We start from the raw sequence: 18927 nt of genomic DNA on the forward strand, positions 1-18927 counted from the left end.
TTAAAGAACATAAGGATTAAGTTTGTCTACAAAACCTTACCGGCCATGAGAGTTGAATAAATTTAATAAGTTATATAATATCATTGATATTATGGACGATTTATCTAAAAAATTAGGTAAAAATTTAAAGGAAATTCGGACTAAAAAGGGAACATCTCAAGGGAATATTTCTCGTGCTTTAAATATGGACAGAGGGTATATCAGTAGTAGCCTTGAAAGCGGGCTAAGAAACCCCACTTTTTATTAACTATCAAAAAATTGACCAAAGCATTAGGTGTTTTACCTGATGAATTATTAAAATAAATTAATCCACAGGGTTAATTAAAATTTACTATGATTAAGAGAAAGGAAAATAATATAAACAGTCTTCACGAAGAAGCCATTAACTTAGAAAAGAGGGCAAAAACTTTAAAGAATAAAGGCCTTGCTGACACCTTACAGGAAGGCGCTGATTTGGAAGTGATTAGGGAAGGTCAAGAGAAAAAGGTTTCAGAAGATTTAACTGATACAGAAAAGAAAATTGAAAAAGAGACAGGTAAGGCTTACTATTTCAGTCCTGAACAAGAATTTAATACGAATGAATATATTAGTTTTTTGAAGGAGCGGGATTTGAAAATAGAAAAACAGGCTAAACAAAATTTGAAAGATATGAAATTTACAAGCCACGAAAAATTTGTTGAAGCACTTGAAGACGAGAAATATAAGCTGAAACATTTTTCAGTAATGTTTGTTAGTGCCCCGCATATTTCAGAAGGTGTTAGCGGAACATTCCCAGGCGAACCAACTCCTTTAATGTATGCAACTTCTGTTTTGGACAGATATGTCAGAACTGATACTTTCCCAGCAGAGAAAAGTCCTGAAATTTTATCAATGCAAAATCCCGCTGAGTATAGTGATGAATTTGTTAAAAATTTTGTTGAAGAAATAAAAGACAAAAAACCAAGAGCGGTTGGGATAAGCAACACTTCCGAAGGTCATTATTTTGCTATTGAGCTGGCTAAAATTGTTAAGCAATACTCCCCAGACACATTGGTTATTTTGGGCGGTTCTCATGAAGATGGGACAAATCACGAAGCGTATTTTAACCCAAGTATTAGAGAAAAACTTGGTTTAACAGATGAACAAAAAAAGACACTTGAAAAACAATCAACTTTAAGCAAGGAGCAGGAAAAAGAGTTAATTGATATTTTAGTTGCTGGCGACGGGCAATATGCCCTGACAGAAATTTTTAAGTTTATTGCTAATAATACAGATAAAAAAAATCAGGAAATAATTGACGAAATAATAAAAAATAAAGATATTTTTCAAAATGTGGAAGGGTCTGGCAATATCTTTGTCAAAGATAAGAAAGACAAAGTTAATTCAATTTCTTTGTCAGGCAACCCAGTTGACTGGAATAAATTGCCTTTTATGTTTAGAGGTAGATTGACCACAGAAAATAAGTTTCCTGTTTTTGGTGATAAAAAAACAGCTCAAGTTATGACCCAAATAATGTGTAAATACGCTTGCAGTTTTTGTATGGAGTCACTCTTGTCAAATAAAGATAAACAACCATCACTTTACAAATTATGTAAAGACAGACCAACTCCAGAGCGAGCATTAAAAGAAATTGAAATTCTAATTAAAGATTATGGATACGAAGCAGTATTTTTTGATGACTCGACTTTTACTCAAAAACCAAAAAGAACAGAAAAATTATTGGATGGGATAATTGATTTACAAAAAGAAGAAGCTTCTTTTGAATGGGGCTGTCAAACAACTTTTATTGATATTCCAAATAAAGAATTTATTGATAAGATGAAAGAATCGGGTTGTTCCTATATTTATTTTGGCTTTGAACAATTAGAAGAAGCTATATCTAAAGGTGGTAAAAAAATTAAATTAGAAAAAGTTGAAAATGTATTGGATTGGTGCAAAGAGGCTGGCATAAAAGTAGGGGTTTCTCTTCAGTTCGGATTAGAAGGTATAGGAAGCTATCAGCAGACTATTGATTATATTTCAGAGTTAAAATCTCAAGGTTTAATATCTAAAAATTCTGTTGGTATAAATATAAATACTGCCTATCCAGGAACACAAGAGTGGTTGGAGTTGTCCAAAAAGGGAGTGCTTCCAGATTTTAGCCAAAAACTTAAAAGACATCCTCGTTTTGAGTCGGCTCATCATCTGTCTAATTTAAATATCCCGAAAGTAAATGAGATATATGCTTATGCTCGTAAAAAATTAGGTAAGGGCTTGATAGGAGTAGAATTTGACAGCCAAGAAATTCAACAACATCTTGAAAAATATAGGCAGGAATTTGAAGAAGATTTTTATTTTAATTGGGATTATTATCAAGAATATCTTGATGGAGAAAGAGAAGCGCTACACTTAAACCACGCTTCTATTACCAACAGACCAAAAGAAATTGAAAAGATGTTAGCAGAGGCAAAAGATGTGTCTGAAAATCAAAAAGAACAATTATTTGAACAAGCGAGAGAAAAAGCAGCTGAATTGGTGGGGGTTAAACCAGAAGCAGTTGTTTTTGGCAGAAATACAACCGAGGCAATGAAATTAGTTTCTTGGTTGGTAGGACTTAAAAAAGGCGATAAAGTTCTATTATCAAACGCTGAAAACAAATCAATTGTTAGGTTGTTTGAAGCTAACATTGACCACGGCAACCCTGAAGGTAAAGACCCTTGGTCAGCTTACCCAACCTTTTACAAGAAGAGGGGTAAAAAATACGGTAAAATAGTTGATGAGTTAACAGGAATTAAGACAGATATAATTGATGTTGTTAATAAAGATTTAAAAACAATCTATAAAAATATAGAAAACGGTTTAACTCCAGATACAAAATGTTTTGTTATTAGTCAGGTTATTCGTGATACAGGTATTGAATTGCCAGTAAAAGATATTATTGAATTTGTGAGAAAGAAAAAACAAGAACTTAATCCTAAAGACCCAGATATTTTTGTAATGATTGATGGGGCACAGGCATTAGGCAATGTTTCAGAAGTAAAGTTTGATGACATAGGTTGCGACGCATATTTTGGCACTCCTCATAAAACAATGGCCAGCACCCCATTAGGATTAGGATATTTTAATCCTGATAGCCCTAAAGTTAAAAAGAATTTGTTCAAATTAAATAAATTACACTGGCAGGATGAGCAGGTTATTTTGAAGTACATGTTTGATGATAAACTAGAGATACATCCGAATACAGATATTGAAGATGAGATTGATTGTGTTGACGCTTTTGGCTTTAATAATGCTATCCAGACTTTAGAGGAGAAAGGCTACGAAAATGGAAATTTTGAAAAGGTAACACAAGAACGCCAAGAACTTAAAGATTATTTTAGAGATAAAATTCATCAAATTGCTGAACAGGAAGGTTTAACTTTGTACGAAGTTGAAGGAGGAACATCATTTATTTATTCTTTTAGTGTTTCAGGAGTTGATAATAAAGAGTTTGCACAAAAGTTAGCTGATAAAGGCATTTACCTGTCTTATATAGACCGAACAAAAATTCAGAAAAAAGATTTGCAATGGCACGGAAACGGGGTAATCAGAGCTTCATTTAGTATTGATAACAAAAAAGAAGAAATTGATAATTATTTGCCTAAAATTCAAGAGGCATTACAAGAAGTTGTCCAGACTGAGTTTACGACTTTTGAAGAAAAGGCAGAGCAAGAAGTATTATTCAAAAAACCAGAAAATGTTTATGCTATGTTTGAATGGTTGAAAGAGAAGACCAAATCGCCAATTGTCAAAATTGCCACAACCGCTGCAATGATATTGACTATTTTAATTAGTTCAGAGTTATTAAAACAAAAAGAAGGTAAAGAAATAATAGCTGATAAAAGCTTCCTTAAATCAAAAACCGAACAATTTGAAAAATATCAAAAAATATATCATCACTATAGAGGGCTATTTGAACGAGACGGTTTTCAGCATCAGGTTGTTCAGCAAATGGGAATGTCGGAGTTAGAGATGGATAAATATAAATTACTTGTTAATTTAACTGACGAAGATGAATTAAATAAATTATTAAAGGACGACATTGATATTCAATTAGCTTCAAGTTTTGGATACAACGAAGTAGAAAAAGACCAAATGGAAAAAGTATATCAGCAGACAAAAAATAAAAAGTTAGAAAAGTTAATTCAGTTGATCTAGGAAAAAATAAAGTCGTTTCCGCATCCCGCTCAAGCAGGATTACAAATCAAGAAATGGTCAAGAAAGAAGAAAGAAAATTTAATCAAAGGTAAAAAAACTTAATACCTTTTTAAAACACAATTATTTATCGAGGGTAACCCCGAGTGGCTTAAATAATACAAACAAACAGCGGTTTTAACGGATTCGTCGTTGTTTTTTTATTTTATTAAGGTAATTTTTTTTATCTTTATAGTTTAATCTACTTTTTAAATTCGCTAGCCGTTCACGCTTTTCGTCTAGACTACCCTCTTTTAAGAGATATTTTGCGTATTTTGCGAATATTCACTTCAACTTCTCCGAGCCATTTCTTTGTTTTTAAACCCCAATCTACGTACCTCAAAACACTAACTTGAAAAATCCCCTAAAAAAACCTATAATTAGAGTATAATTTAAATAATAAACGGAGGAAAAAATATATGGCTGAAGAAAAAAAAGAAATCCCTGATCGGGGTAAAACCTTACTTTCATGGGATTTTTCAGAATATGACATACCTAATCGGGGAAAATTATGGTATGTTTCTACTTTATTAATATCGGCGGCTATTTTAGTGTGGTCAATCTTTACCGGTAATTATCTCTTTACCCTGGTTATTATTCTGGTGGGTATTATTTTTGTTTTCCAAAACCGTAAAAAACCAAAAATTCTTGAGTGCCGCATTAAAGAAGATGGTATAGAAACTGGCACTAGCTTCTATGACTACAATGATATTAAAAAATTCTGGATTGTTTACCGCCCTCCTGAAACAAAAGTGCTTTATATCGATTTTAAAAGCTCACTTAAACCAACCCTGCCTATTTCTCTGGAAAAACAAAACCCACTTGAAGTCAGAAAAGTGTTAAAAAAATATATTGAAGAAGATTTAGAAAAGGAAGAAGAGCCAGCTTCAGATCAAATTAGCCGTTCACTTAAGATTTAGATTAATTATAAGATATCTTTACTTTTGCCCTCGTCGTTCAACGGATAGGACGTAGGATTGCGGATCCTAAAATAGAGGTTCAATTCCTCTCGAGGGCATGGGTAAGGATAATTTTTTATTTTTAAAATTAATTATGCTATCATATAAACATGGATAATTTTTATAAAGAGCCAAAAATATTTTCTGAAAATCAACAAGGTTTTAAAACTGGTTTTATTGCCGCCATTGTTATAATTATTTCTTTATTAATAATTTTCGCTGGTTTAACTAAAGCTGCTATTATAGATAATTTTCTTAATATACCTTTATTAGAACCAAATTCATCTAGTATCGATACCAGAAAATCTGACTCTTTAAATACTAATACAAGGGGTTATCCAGTTATAACTTCTTATAGTATTGAAGATATTGGCTCTCCTGTAGAAAAACCAGTAATTTATCTTTACCCAGAAAAAGAAACTCAAATAGAAATAAATATAGATTTCCCCGGAAAAATATTCGCATCAAATCCCGAATATCAAAATGGCTGGCATGTGATAGCAAAACCTAGTGGGGAAATATTAAATCTAATAAATAATAAAAAATACAACTATCTTTTCTGGGAAGGACAATACCAGAACAAGATCGCCTACGATCTTTCACAAGGCTTTATTGTAAAAGGAAAAAATACAAAATTATTCTTCCAAAAAAGTTTAAAAGATATGGGCCTTATTGACCAAGAAATAAAAGAATTTATCGAATATTGGCTACCACGTATGCAAAACAATAAATTTAACCTTATTCATTTTGCTACGGCAGAAGAATATCATAATCGAGTTAAATTAAATATTTTACCAAAACCGGATTCAGTACAAAGAATTATTATGGTTTACAAAGCCTTAGAAGACCCAATAAAAATTACACCTCAATTAATAAAAAACTTCGAAAGAATAGGATTTACTGTAATCGAATGGGGTGGCATCGAATTATAAAGTAACTCTTAAAAATACTGTTGATAATTTTAGTATTTTTATTGAATAGATCTATGATCAAAGCTAATTCTGATTTTACAGAAATTCCTACTGTCGGACCAACCACAGCCCGACGGCTAAAAAGTCTTGGCTTAAATAAAGTACAAGACCTTCTTTTTTATTTTCCTAATAGATACCAGGATTTTTCCGAAATAACCCCTATCAAAGACATTAAGCCGGAAGAAGTTTATACTATCAGAGGTACCTTACAACTTATAAAAAGCCGGCGCAGCTGGAAAAAGCGTCGTCTGACTATTACTGAAGCTATGGTTAAAGATAAGACTGCTTCTATTAAAATAATTTGGTTTAATCAGCCTTATCTAAAGAAAATACTTAATCCCGGAGATGAAATTATTCTTTCGGGTAAGGTTAAAATGCAGGAATTAACTTTGGAATTCTTAGCTCCTTCTTTTGAAAAAGTAAAAAAAGAACAAACCCACACCGGCCGTATAGTACCGGTTTATCCCTTAACTAGCGGACTTTCTCAAAGACAAATAAGATTTTTTATAAAAACTGCACTAACTTTGCGTAAAAAAATTAAAGAAACCCTGCCTGAAAGAATTACCAAAAAATACCAGCTAATGCCTTTGCCAGAAGCTATAAAACAAATTCATTTTCCTGATTCTTTTGAAAAGTTAGAAAAGGCTTCAAAGAGACTTAAATTTGGCGAGCTTTTTTATATTCAGATACAATCACTGCAAAATAAAAGATTTATTAAACAAACTCGTGCTCCGGTTATAAATTATAAAGATAAATATATTGATGATTTTAAAAATAACCTGCCTTTTAAACTAACCAAGGCTCAGGAAAAAGCAAGTCAGGAAATTATTAAAGATCTTAAAAAAGGTAACCCCATGAACAGGCTTTTAGAAGGAGACGTAGGCTCTGGAAAAACAGTAGTGGCCCTAATGGCTGCTTTTCTAGCCATTAAAAATGGCTTTCAAGTGGCTTTTATGGCTCCGACAGAAATACTGGCCCGGCAGCATTATTTAAAAATAAAAAATATATTAAAAACTTTTAACTTCTCTCTGGGGCTTTTAACCAGTAAACTGATAAAAATTAACGATGAGGAATTATCAAAAAAGAAAGCCAGTACTATAATAAAAAAAGGTGGCGTGAATATAGTTATTGGCACTCATTCTATAATCCAGGAAAAAATTAGTTTTCACAATTTAGCTTTTGTGGTGGTTGATGAACAGCACCGTTTCGGAGTTGAGCAAAGAAAAGCCCTAAGAGACAAATCCTCAAAAAAACATGATTTAGCGCCACATTTACTCTCAATGACCGCCACCCCCATTCCTCGCTCGCTGGCTCTAACTGTCTACGCTGACCTTGACCTTTCTATAATTGACCAAATGCCTCAGGGCCGTAAAAAAATAAAAACTGAAGTGATTGAACCGGAAAAAAGAAAAAAAACTTACAAGTTTATTAAAGAAGAAATTAAAAATGGAAACCAGGTTTTTGTAGTCTGTCCTTTAATCGAACCTTCGGATAAACTAGGTGTAAAATCTGTTAAAGAGGAATATGAGAAAATAGCTAAAGATATTTTTCCAGATTTTAAAGTGGCCAGGCTCCACGGTAAAATGAAAACCCAAGAAAAAGAAAAAATTATGGATCAAATGAAAAATAAAGCCATAGATATCCTAGTTTCCACCTCAGTTATTGAAGTCGGCATAGATATTCCTGACGCCACGGTCATGATGATTGAAGGAGCTGAAAGATTTGGTTTGGCTCAACTGCATCAGTTTCGGGGGCGAGTGGGGCGCAGTGAAAAACAATCTTTTTGCTTTGTTTTTACAGAAAGTGAATCACCCAAAAATCTAAAAAGACTGGAGGCTTTAGAAAAATCTCAAGATGGTTTTAAATTAGCTGAATATGACTTAAAAATGCGCGGTCCCGGTGTGTTAACCGGTGCCCAACAATCTGGTTTGCCCGATTTCAAAATGGCCACTTTGGCAGACGTAGATATTATTAAAATGGCACGTGAAGCAGCCCAAGATTTAACTAAAAAAGATCCGGCCTTGAAAAAATATTATAAAATTAAGCAAAAGGCCGAGAATTTATATAAAGACACACATTGGGAATAAGCCAAGCTCTTGACAAATATTAAAATTTTAGATAGTATTTATTATTATAGGCACTTTAAGTACACACGAGGGAGCGCTTCCGCTCATAAATAACTAAAGTCTTAAACAGGTAAAGATTGATCCTCTCGCCTGTTTAAAAGACTATTTATAAAAAAAGTGCTCCCTCTTTAATTTTTTCAATTAATTAATTATTTCTTGGTCTAGTTGACTTAAAAACAAAAAAAGGAGGTGAATTAATTGAAATATAAAACCATAAATTAGCTAAGTTTGTCTGTTTAAAGAGAGGATCAAAGATGTGTGTCTACACAAATAATCTCTGTTCTTTACTGGGAGTTAACAACGCCAGTCAGATTATACATCGCAACGGAGAAAAAACATTATTAGAAGAAATCCGGAAATTTTCAAAAAAGGAAGGATTCAAAAAACATCTTGAAAGAAACAGCAGTGGCTTAATCAACTGGGCCCGGCAATGGGCTGAGCATGAAAATCACTCCAAGTTAAGAAATGAGGTTATTAAAATAATTGGGGATGTTAATCCCGAAATTAAAAAACATCTACAGACAAACTAGTACTTTCACCAGGGTGGTTCAGCCGAACCACCCTTCTTTTTTTATAGATTAAAAAAAATCTTATTTAAAAAAAAGATCTTTTTATATTATTTGGCTTAATTAATTTTTAAAGCAATGAATCAATAATATCTTTGAGTTCCTCCTCTTCAATTAACTCAGTTATTTCATAATTATTTACAAAGAAATGAGGCGTGCCCTGAACACCTAAACTTGTTCCTTCCTCTATATCTTTCTGAATTAAAGCTAGGGTTTCATTATTATTAACACATTGAATAAATTCATCAGTGTCCAAATCTAAGCCAGAAGCTAAGGGTACATATAAGTCATCAGTTAGTTTTTTTTGGTTTTGAAAAAGTAGATCGTGCATCTGCCAAAATTTATCCTGCTTCTGAGCGCAACGGGCCGCCTTAGCCGCGTTTAAAGATTGATCATGAATTTGATGAAGCGGAAAATCCTTCCAGACAATAGCTATCTCTCCTTCATATTCATCATTTAAATTACGAAAAATATCGGCCAACTCTCTGCAATAAGGACACTGAAAATCCCCATATTGAATTATTACCACTTCATTACTTTTTTTCCCTATAATGGGGTTTTCTGATTTAATTTTCGGAAAACTTGAACCAGTTTTATCATTAAAAAAAGACAAAACCGAATAAGCAAATAGAATAACTATTAATACAGCTAATACTATTAAAGCATTTAGGCCTAGCTTTTTTTTATCCATTTATTATTTCAGTCTTATTTTATAAACTCGTCCTGTATTTTTATCGGTAAAATAAATATATTCTTCATTATTGGAAAGATAAACATTCTGGGCCGTATAGTTACCAAATCCGGAAGAATTTACCGGTCTAGCTAATAATTCTTTTGAACCTGTTTCCAGATTAATTTTATAAAAATCATCAGGTACATTATTAGCTAATTCCGGATAAATGTCACTGCCACTGGGCAGAAATTCAGGTACGGCGCAGTAAATATAATTATTATCGCCAAAAACACATTTATCAGGCCAGGTCTGTATGTTTAAATCAACTTGACTGGCTCCTATATTTTCCATAGTGCCGTCCATTATATGAAGACTGGGGTTATAATTTGATTCTTTGTCAAAAACACTGTATAAAATAGTATTGCCTGTCGGTGACCATTTTGATTTAAAACCCCTTCCGGATACATCAACAGAGGGGAAATTTTCATTATTAGCCCCTAAAAAAATTATTTCCTGCTCTTCAGTACTGGTTGATTTGTTATAAGTAGCAATAACCTGATTATTAGGAGCCCAATTTACAGTTACTTGATTAGCATATTGCCCCAAGTCTTCCACCAATCTGGCTGAAGTGCCTTCAGGGTCAGAAACAGCTAAATAATTATCTCCTTCCTGCTCGCCCTGATACTTATAAGCTAATTTACCTGATGACGGAGAAAAAGAAAATTCATATGTTTCTTTAGGTAAACTGTACTGCTTTTTTAGGTTAAAATCGTAAGTTATTTTGGATCGGTCAGGAAAAGTAATAACAGCTTTATCACGTGAAGGAGACCAGTAAATATCTTCGGCTCCGGGATATTTATCGTCAGTTAATTTTGTTTTAGTGGTGCCATCCGGCGAAGTTTTAATAAATTCTCCAGTTAATTCATCATAATAAATCAAATCCTTTTTATTGGTATCTATTACAGCTGACTTGGTTAAGTCTTCGGTAATCTTACTAACCTCGGTAATCCCGCCGGAAGCTACCTGGGAGGGCGGTTCGGGCTGAGCTGTACCATTAATATTAGGCAAAGCTTCGTTAACATTTAAATTATCATTAATATTGCCTGTGGGGCGATTAACCGCGTTAATATTAGGTAAAATGCCGTTGACATTATAATTATCATTATCATTAGTATCTATTATTGGCGAAAATAAGATACGGTAAATTAAATAGCCAAAAAAAACGGCTACGGCTATAAAGCCGATAATGAGTAAAATTCTTTTTAATTTTGGGTTCATATAATCTATTTATAAATTAATTAAATTATTTATTAATAGTTAAAATACAGATAAGTTTGGAGCTAAAATTTTATAATTAATAGTAGAGTTTATTAGCTGTATTTAGATATAAAAAAATATTTCTCTAATAATTTGACGATATAATCAAGTAAATTTTAATGAAGATAAGTTTGAGCACAACAAATATGATCAGCTGGACAAAAACATTCATTATTATCAATACAAGCAAGATCCTCGCCGCCACCTTGGTATTTCATATCATTAAATTCCGGGCTATTATAGGTGTCACAGTCTACCTCAATTTCATTTTTACTATCACATTTCCCAGGATCCCGACAATCAATTTCTGTTTTTAAGGCTTTCATACAACAAATAGTGTCAGCTTCTACGTTAGCCCGGGAATCACTGCTACAAAAAATTTTGCTAGGAGCTATGAGATATCTTGGTTCATTATTATCAGAGTCCCAACATTGGGTACCGCCACGTTCACAATCTATTCTTATATCAGTAACTTCTTCACAGACTTTTTCAGTCAACTCATCTTGTAAAAGATTAACTTCAAATATTCCATTACTACTAGTACCACGTATTTTTGCAAAACGGCAGTCCATATTCCCAAAACCCTTATTAATTCTACGGCAGCTTGATTTTATTTCTGGATTTTTAGCAATAACAGCATCCACTTCTTGGCATTTTTCATCATCAGCTTCATCGCATAAATCCTTGGGGTCAAAACAATTTAAAGGACAATCCTTTTTAGAAGTAACGTCATTGGCGCAAATTTTTGGTTCTCCGGATTTAGTTTCTACAGTCGGATCACATTCACTACCACAACAATATGATTCACCATAAGCTGCTTTATCCTGGGCACTTTTAGGAATATCATATCTTGTACCACAAGCAAAATATGGGTAACTATCTATTGATTCTTTATCCGGGAAATCTTTGCAATAAAAAGTATCTAAAACATTTTTTGATATATTAGACAAGGGCAAAAGTTTAAAGCGGACCAAGGCTGGGTTAATAGTATTAAGTAAAACAAAAGCCCCTAAGGTTAAAACCAGACCCATTAAAGCGCCGTTTAAAGTGGCTTTGGCTTTTTCTATTTTGGTGGCATTGCCGCTGGCAGTAATCCACTGGAAACCAGCAAAGACAATCATGACAGCGGCAAAGATACCGGCCGCTCGAGCAAACCATTGGTAAAACTGTATAATATAATCGCCAAAGTTATTGACACAATAATCACAGGTAGAGGTATTACAATCGGGATCACATTTTTTGGTTAAGCCGGGAATTTGTAAATTTACTTTAATCTGTTTTTCACCCACTTCTGTATCACTTCCTTCTTCCTGAGCTAAAACTTGCCCTGAATAAAATAACAAAACGGAAAAAATTGATAGGATTAAGATTATTTTAGCTATTTTTTTCATCTTATTATTTAATTAGGAAAAATATTATTTTCATTTTTAACATATAAGTTAACATCCATACAGCAATGTCCATTAGGCACAATACTGCAATCAGTAGCACTGGCAGATGCACTTGATCCACAAGGATTTTCTCCACATAAAGCCGATAATGAGTAAAATTCTTTTTAATTTTGGGTTCATATTAATAATATTTACTTATATTTTAATTTTTCCACAATAAATTAGTGCGCATCCAACAATTTGAACTACAATTTTCAGTAGTGTTGTCGTAATAGGTACCTGACATACTATTATAACTTTCTCCATTGTCTAAAATATCACTATCACAATCTATCTGTATAATATCTTTTTCTTCCCAAACATCTCCCATACTCGAGTAAGGTTTTTCTTCTTGGCAAAATATATTTTCTTTAGGAAATAGAGCGCAACACCATTTATCAATATCTCCTACTCTTTCATCATTTGTACAATAATCCCTTGGCTCATCTTTATCCCAACAAGCTGTTTCTACTTCTCCAGAATATTCTCCTTTAAAACTACAATTTATTCTTTTCCAATTTCCTTCACAAGGATTTTCTACTATTTCAACATAAGCACAGGAGTCAAAGGAAAGACCGGGTCTATCCTTACTACATTTATAATCAGTTATTTTATTTTTTTCCAATATGTCGTCAATTTTATAACACTCATCTTTATTAGCTTCCTCACATAATTTTTGTGGGTCAAAACAATTTAAAGGACAATCTTCACCCACCATAGTTACATCATTAGCACAAATTTGTGGGTTACCCTCCTCATCAACATCACTACAGACACTACCACAACAATAAGATTCACCATAACCCACTTCATCCTGGACACTTTTAGGAATATCATAACTTGTACCACAAGCAAAATGTGGGTAATTATCTATTGATTCTTTATCCGGGAAATCTTTGCAATAAAAAGTATCTAAAACATTTTTTGATATATTAGACAAGGGCAAAAGTTTAAAGCGGACCAAGGCCGGGTTAATAGTATTAAGTAAAACAAAAGCCCCTAAGGTTAAAACCAGACCGATTAAAGCGCCGTTTAAAGTGGCTTTGGCTTTTTCTATTTTGGTGGCATTGCCGCTGGCAGTAATCCACTGGAAACCAGCAAAGACAATCATGACAGCGGCAAAGATACCGGCCGCTCGAGCAAACCATTGGTAAAACTGTATAATATATTCGCCAAAGTTATTGACACAGTAACTACCAGCAAATTTTCCGTTTTCATCACAGGGTTTAGTCAATTTTGGTATTTTCAAATTTACTGGTATTTCCTTTTCTCCGGTTTCATTACTACCCTCTTCTTGAGCTAAAGTATTATAAAAAGGAAAGAGTAAAAAAAGTAATACTGTTAAAACTAAAGTTAATTTAGTTAATATTTTTATATTTTTATTTATCATATTATAATTTAATAAATAGGACTTAAAAATTGCCTTTAAAGCCTCAAAAGTTTCTTTATCCAAAAAATTTGTAATCTCGCTAGGATTTTCATAAATATAATGTCCTAAAATAATCAGAAAAATAATTACTGCCAAACCAAGCCAAATATACCAGGTAGCCAGAAAAAAACTGACGATAGCCCCGAGAATTGGTATTATTATTCTTTGAATGAGTATTTTTAAAAACTTTTTAGCTGCTTTTTTAACTACTTTTTTGACTTTTTCTCTTAACCTCCTCTTTGGCTATTTTTCTTACTCTTTCTAATTTTCTTCTTCTTTGTCTTTCCTCATCTTCTTCTTCCTCCTTTTTTGTATCTTCCTGATTAAAATCTAATCCATCTTTTTCAGAGGATGAATTTCTATATTCTTCTGGAGTTTCCCCATCATCCGCTTGGGTTTCAGGAATTTCACGTAAATTTTCTTGATTAATGTTTCTTTCATTAAAACGTTTTTCTTTTAACTCTCTTTCAATTTCCCTATCTTTATTTTCACTTTTTTTTTCATCTAATTCTTTCATAACTTATATTTTATAGATCACTCTTTTCACCCCAGGAAGCAGCATTAATTTTCCATGTATTATCAATTTTTTTTAACTCTAAAACTAATTTCTGATAATAATTATCCAGAGTATCTGTTAGATCTTCTTCAGTTCTTTCAGTTAATAACTCTACTCTAGCGCTTTCGTCGGAAAAATTAGTTATTTTATTAGAAATTACTTTACTCACCATAGCTTTATAATCATCGTCTTCAGATCTAATTTTCTCTTGTTCTTCAATATAGCTATCTATATCTTTTTGGTAGCTAGAAGTCATCCATGATTTAAGGTTTTCTAAATTTTCAAAATCATTTTTGTTTGAATAACTGCCGAAACGTTCAGCAAAAGTATGGGCCATTCCTATTATTTCATTTTTTTCTTTACTTTTATCAATAGCCGAATTAGTATTATTATTCGCATTTGTATTAACCGAAAGATTTAGATTTTGATTCTGATTTAAATTTAAAGCAAAATTAGTATTTGCTTGATTAAGATTGTCGTCATTCACATTGCCATTACCCTCATACCAATAAAAAAATACAAAGGCCAGACCTCCTAAAATAATTATAACGGCTACCATAATGATAAATAGATAATTTTTTCATATATTTATATTTTAATTAACCTAAACCTTGGCTGTCTTTACTAACACTTTATACCTCTGATAGCTTTCGGCGGTAAGCTATCAGAGGTATAAAGTGTTAGTAAAGACAGCCAAGGTTTAGGTTAATTAAAATATAAATATATGAAAAAATTATCTATTTATCATTATGGTAGCCGTTATAATTATTTTAGGAGGTCTGGCCTTTGTATTTTTTTATTGGTATGAGGGTAATGGCAATGTGAATGACGACAATCTTAATCAAGCAAATACTAATTTTGCTTTAAATTTAAATCAGAATCAAAATCTAAATCTTTCGGTTAATACAAATGCGAATAATAATACTAATTCGGCTATTGATAAAAGTAAAGAAAAAAATGAAATAATAGGAATGGCCCATACTTTTGCTGAACGTTTCGGCAGTTATTCAAACAAAAATGATTTTGAAAATTTAGAAAACCTTAAATCATGGATGACTTCTAGCTACCAAAAAGATATAGATAGCTATATTGAAGAACAAGAGAAAATTAGATCTGAAGACGATGATTATAAAGCTATGGTGAGTAAAGTAATTTCTAATAAAATAACTAATTTTTCCGACGAAAGCGCTAGAGTAGAGTTATTAACTGAAAGAACTGAAGAAGATCTAACAGATACTCTGGATAATTATTATCAGAAATTAGTTTTAGAGTTAAAAAAAATTGATAATACATGGAAAATTAATGCTGCTTCCTGGGGTGAAAAGAGTGATCTATAAAATATAAGTTATGAAAGAATTAGACATGAAAAAAAAGAGTGAAAATAAAGATAGGGAAATTGAAAGAGAGTTAAAAGAAAAACGTTTTAATGAAAGAAACATTAATCAAGAAAATTTACGTGAAATTCCTGAAACCCAAGCGGATGATGGGGAAACTCCAGAAGAATATAGAAATTCATCCTCTGAAAAAGATGGATTAGATTTTAATCAGGAAGATACAAAAAAGGAGGAAGAAGAAGATGAGGAAAGACAAAGAAGAAGAAAATTAGAAAGAGTAAGAAAAATAGCCAAAGAGGAGGTTAAGAAAAAAGTCAAAAAAGTAGTTAAAAAAGCAGCTAAAAAGTTTTTAAAAATACTCATTCAAAGAATAATAATACCAATTCTCGGGGCTATCGTCAGTTTTTTTCTGGCTACCTGGTATATTTGGCTTGGTTTGGCAGTAATTATTTTTCTGATTATTTTAGGACATTATATTTATGAAAATCCTAGCGAGATTACAAATTTTTTGGATAAAGAAACTTTTGAGGCTTTAAAGGCAATTTTTAAGTCCTATTTTTAAATTATAATATGATAAATAAAAATATAAAAATATTAACTAAATTAACTTTAGTTTTAACAGTATTACTTTTTTTACTCTTTCCTTTTTATAATACTTTAGCTCAAGAAGAGGGTAGTAATGAAACCGGAGAAAAGGAAATACCAGTAAATTTGAAAATACCAAAATTGACTAAACCCTGTGATGAAAACGGAAAATTTGCTGGTAGTTACTGTGTCAATAACTTTGGCGAATATATTATACAGTTTTACCAATGGTTTGCTCGAGCGGCCGGTATCTTTGCCGCTGTCATGATTGTCTTTGCTGGTTTCCAGTGGATTACTGCCAGCGGCAATGCCACCAAAATAGAAAAAGCCAAAGCCACTTTAAACGGCGCTTTAATCGGTCTGGTTTTAACCTTAGGGGCTTTTGTTTTACTTAATACTATTAACCCGGCCTTGGTCCGCTTTAAACTTTTGCCCTTGTCTAATATATCAAAAAATGTTTTAGATACTTTTTATTGCAAAGATTTCCCGGATAAAGAATCAATAGATAATTACCCACATTTTGCTTGTGGTACAAGTTATGATATTCCTAAAAGTGTCCAGGATGAAGTGGGTTATGGTGAATCTTATTGTTGTGGTAGTGTCTGTAGTGATGTTGATGAGGAGGGTAACCCACAAATTTGTGCTAATGATGTAACTATGGTGGGTGAAGATTGTCCTTTAAATTGTTTTGACCCACAAAAATTATGTGAGGAAGCTAATAAAGATGAGTGTTATAAAATTGACGACATATTGGAAAAAAATAAAATAACTGATTATAAATGTAGTAAGGATAGACCCGGTCTTTCCTTTGACTCCTGTGCTTATGTTGAAATAGTAGAAAATCCTTGTGAAGGAAATTGGAAAAGAATAAATTGTAGTTTTAAAGGAGAATATTCTGGAGAAGTAGAAACAGCTTGTTGGGATAAAGATGAGCCAAGGGATTATTGTACAAATGATGAAAGAGTAGGAGATATTGATAAATGGTGTTGCGCTCTATTTCCTAAAGAAAATATATTTTGCCAAGAAGAAAAACCTTACTCGAGTATGGGAGATGTTTGGGAAGAAAAAGATATTATACAGATAGATTGTGATAGTGATATTTTAGACAATGGAGAAAGTTATAATAGTATGTCAGGTACCTATTACGACAACACTACTGAAAATTGTAGTTCAAATTGTTGGATGCGCACTAATTTATTGTGGAAAAATTAAAATATAAGTAAATATTATTAATATGAACCCAAAATTAAAAAGAATTTTACTCATTATCGGCTTTATGTGGAGAAAATCCTTGTGGATCAAGTGCATCTGCCAGTGCTACTGATTGCAGTATTGTGCCTAATGGACATTGCTGTATGGATGTTAACTTATATGTTAAAAATGAAAATAATATTTTTCCTAATTAAATAATAAGATGAAAAAAATAGCTAAAATAATCTTAATCCTATCAATTTTTTCCGTTTTGTTATTTTATTCAGGGCAAGTTTTAGCTCAGGAAGAAGGAAGTGATACAGAAGTGGGTGAAAAACAGATTAAAGTAAATTTACAAATTCCCGGCTTAACCAAAAAATGTGATCCCGATTGTAATACCTCTACCTGTGATTATTGTGTCAATAACTTTGGCGATTATATTATACAGTTTTACCAATGGTTTGCTCGAGCGGCCGGTATCTTTGCCGCTGTCATGATTGTCTTTGCTGGTTTCCAGTGGATTACTGCCAGCGGCAATGCCACCAAAATAGAAAAAGCCAAAGCCACTTTAAACGGCGCTTTAATGGGTCTGGTTTTAACCTTAGGGGCTTTTGTTTTACTTAATACTATTAACCCAGCCTTGGTCCGCTTTAAACTTTTGCCCTTGTCTAATATATCAAAAAATGTTTTAGATACTTTTTATTGCAAAGATTTCCCGGATAAAGAATCAATAGATAGTTACCCATATTTTGCTTGTGGTACAAGATATGATATTCCTAAAAGTGCCCAGGATAAAGCAGCTTATGGTGAATCATATTGTTGTGGTAGTGAATGTGATCCGACTGTAGAAACTAAATCCGGAGAACCAAAAATTTGCGCCAATGACGTTACTTCTAAAAAGGATTGTCCTTTAAATTGTTTTGACCCCAAGGATTTATGCGATGAAGCTGATGATGAAAAATGCCAAGAAGTGGATGCTGTTATTGCTAAAAATCCAGAAATAAAATCAAGCTGCCGTAGAATTAATAAGGGTTTTGGGAATATGGACTGCCGTTTTGCAAAAATACGTGGTACTAGTAGTAATGGAATATTTGAAGTTAATCTTTTACAAGATGAGTTGACTGAAAAAGTCTGTGAAGAAGTTACTGATATAAGAATAGATTGTGAACGTGGCGGTACCCAATGTTGGGACTCTGATAATAATGAACCAAGATATCTCATAGCTCCTAGCAAAATTTTTTGTAGCAGTGATTCCCGGGCTAACGTAGAAGCTGACACTATTTGTTGTATGAAAGCCTTAAAAACAGAAATTGATTGTCGGGATCCTGGGAAATGTGATAGTAAAAATGAAATTGAGGTAGACTGTGACACCTATAATAGCCCGGAATTTAATGATATGAAATACCAAGGTGGCGGCGAGGATCTTGCTTGTATTGATAATAATGAATGTTTTTGTCCAGCTGATCATATTTGTTGTGCTCAAACTTATCTTCATTAAAATTTACTTGATTATATCGTCAAATTATTAGAGAAATATTTTTTTATATCTAAATACAGCTAATAAACTCTACTATTAATTATAAAATTTTAGCTCCAAAC

Annotated in this window: 15 protein-coding genes and 1 tRNA gene; 10 read left to right on the plus strand and 6 right to left on the minus strand. The window is 32.5% G+C overall.

Annotated features, from left to right (window positions below; genetic code table 11):
• Nucleotides 1–333 precede the first annotated feature (333 nt).
• The 6 genes from U5L76_00005 to U5L76_00030 all read left to right on the plus strand — a co-directional run bounded on the left by U5L76_00005 (nucleotide 334) and on the right by U5L76_00030 (nucleotide 8777).
• Nucleotides 334–4155, plus strand: coding sequence for an aminotransferase class V-fold PLP-dependent enzyme (locus U5L76_00005; protein MDZ7797986.1), 3822 nt, complete (start codon nucleotides 334–336; stop codon nucleotides 4153–4155).
• A 455-nt stretch (nucleotides 4156–4610) separates the two neighbouring features.
• Nucleotides 4611–5111, plus strand: a complete 501-nt coding sequence (locus U5L76_00010; GenBank protein MDZ7797987.1) for a hypothetical protein — start codon at nucleotides 4611–4613, stop codon at nucleotides 5109–5111.
• 26 nt (nucleotides 5112–5137) lie between these two features.
• Nucleotides 5138–5209 (plus strand) — tRNA-Arg (locus U5L76_00015).
• A gap of 51 nt (nucleotides 5210–5260) precedes the next feature.
• Complete coding sequence (locus U5L76_00020) at nucleotides 5261–6082, plus strand: hypothetical protein (protein MDZ7797988.1); 822 nt, start codon at nucleotides 5261–5263, stop codon at nucleotides 6080–6082.
• Nucleotides 6083–6135: 53 nt separating this feature from the next.
• Nucleotides 6136–8208, plus strand: coding sequence for an ATP-dependent DNA helicase RecG (gene recG, locus U5L76_00025; GenBank protein ID MDZ7797989.1), 2073 nt, complete (start codon nucleotides 6136–6138; stop codon nucleotides 8206–8208).
• 293 nt (nucleotides 8209–8501) lie between these two features.
• Nucleotides 8502–8777, plus strand: coding sequence for a hypothetical protein (locus tag U5L76_00030; GenBank protein MDZ7797990.1), 276 nt, complete (start codon nucleotides 8502–8504; stop codon nucleotides 8775–8777).
• 106 nt (nucleotides 8778–8883) lie between these two features.
• On the opposite strand, the gene U5L76_00035 is transcribed toward U5L76_00030, so the two are convergent.
• The 6 genes from U5L76_00035 to U5L76_00060 form a co-directional block, all read right to left on the minus strand.
• Complete coding sequence (locus U5L76_00035; protein MDZ7797991.1) at nucleotides 8884–9504, minus strand: DsbA family protein; 621 nt, start codon at nucleotides 9502–9504, stop codon at nucleotides 8884–8886.
• Between the two features lie 3 nt (nucleotides 9505–9507).
• Nucleotides 9508–10764, minus strand: a complete 1257-nt coding sequence (locus U5L76_00040; protein MDZ7797992.1) for a hypothetical protein — start codon at nucleotides 10762–10764, stop codon at nucleotides 9508–9510.
• Nucleotides 10765–10919: 155 nt separating this feature from the next.
• On the minus strand, nucleotides 10920–12194 hold the full coding sequence (locus U5L76_00045; GenBank protein ID MDZ7797993.1) for a pilin: 1275 nt from the start codon (nucleotides 12192–12194) through the stop codon (nucleotides 10920–10922).
• A gap of 202 nt (nucleotides 12195–12396) precedes the next feature.
• Nucleotides 12397–13623 (minus strand): pilin, encoded by a 1227-nt coding sequence (locus U5L76_00050; protein MDZ7797994.1) that lies wholly within the window; start codon nucleotides 13621–13623, stop codon nucleotides 12397–12399.
• Nucleotides 13624–13864: 241 nt separating this feature from the next.
• Complete coding sequence (locus tag U5L76_00055; GenBank protein MDZ7797995.1) at nucleotides 13865–14179, minus strand: hypothetical protein; 315 nt, start codon at nucleotides 14177–14179, stop codon at nucleotides 13865–13867.
• Between the two features lie 10 nt (nucleotides 14180–14189).
• Nucleotides 14190–14777, minus strand: coding sequence for a hypothetical protein (locus tag U5L76_00060; protein ID MDZ7797996.1), 588 nt, complete (start codon nucleotides 14775–14777; stop codon nucleotides 14190–14192).
• A gap of 190 nt (nucleotides 14778–14967) precedes the next feature.
• Here U5L76_00060 and U5L76_00065 point away from each other — a divergent pair, with 190 nt between their 5' ends.
• The 4 genes from U5L76_00065 to U5L76_00080 all read left to right on the plus strand — a co-directional run bounded on the left by U5L76_00065 (nucleotide 14968) and on the right by U5L76_00080 (nucleotide 18826).
• Nucleotides 14968–15555: a hypothetical protein gene (locus U5L76_00065; GenBank protein MDZ7797997.1), complete on the plus strand. Its 588-nt coding sequence runs from the start codon at nucleotides 14968–14970 to the stop codon at nucleotides 15553–15555.
• 10 nt (nucleotides 15556–15565) lie between these two features.
• On the plus strand, nucleotides 15566–16114 hold the full coding sequence (locus U5L76_00070; GenBank protein ID MDZ7797998.1) for a hypothetical protein: 549 nt from the start codon (nucleotides 15566–15568) through the stop codon (nucleotides 16112–16114).
• An 8-nt stretch (nucleotides 16115–16122) separates the two neighbouring features.
• Nucleotides 16123–17349 carry a pilin gene (locus U5L76_00075; protein ID MDZ7797999.1) on the plus strand — a complete coding sequence of 409 codons (1227 nt, stop codon included), beginning with the start codon at nucleotides 16123–16125 and terminating at the stop codon, nucleotides 17347–17349.
• A 202-nt stretch (nucleotides 17350–17551) separates the two neighbouring features.
• Nucleotides 17552–18826, plus strand: coding sequence for a pilin (locus U5L76_00080; GenBank protein ID MDZ7798000.1), 1275 nt, complete (start codon nucleotides 17552–17554; stop codon nucleotides 18824–18826).
• Nucleotides 18827–18927 lie beyond the last annotated feature (101 nt).

Source organism: Patescibacteria group bacterium (assembly GCA_034520665.1).
Lineage (GTDB): Bacteria > Patescibacteriota > Patescibacteriia > JAXHNJ01 > JAXHNJ01 > JAXHNJ01.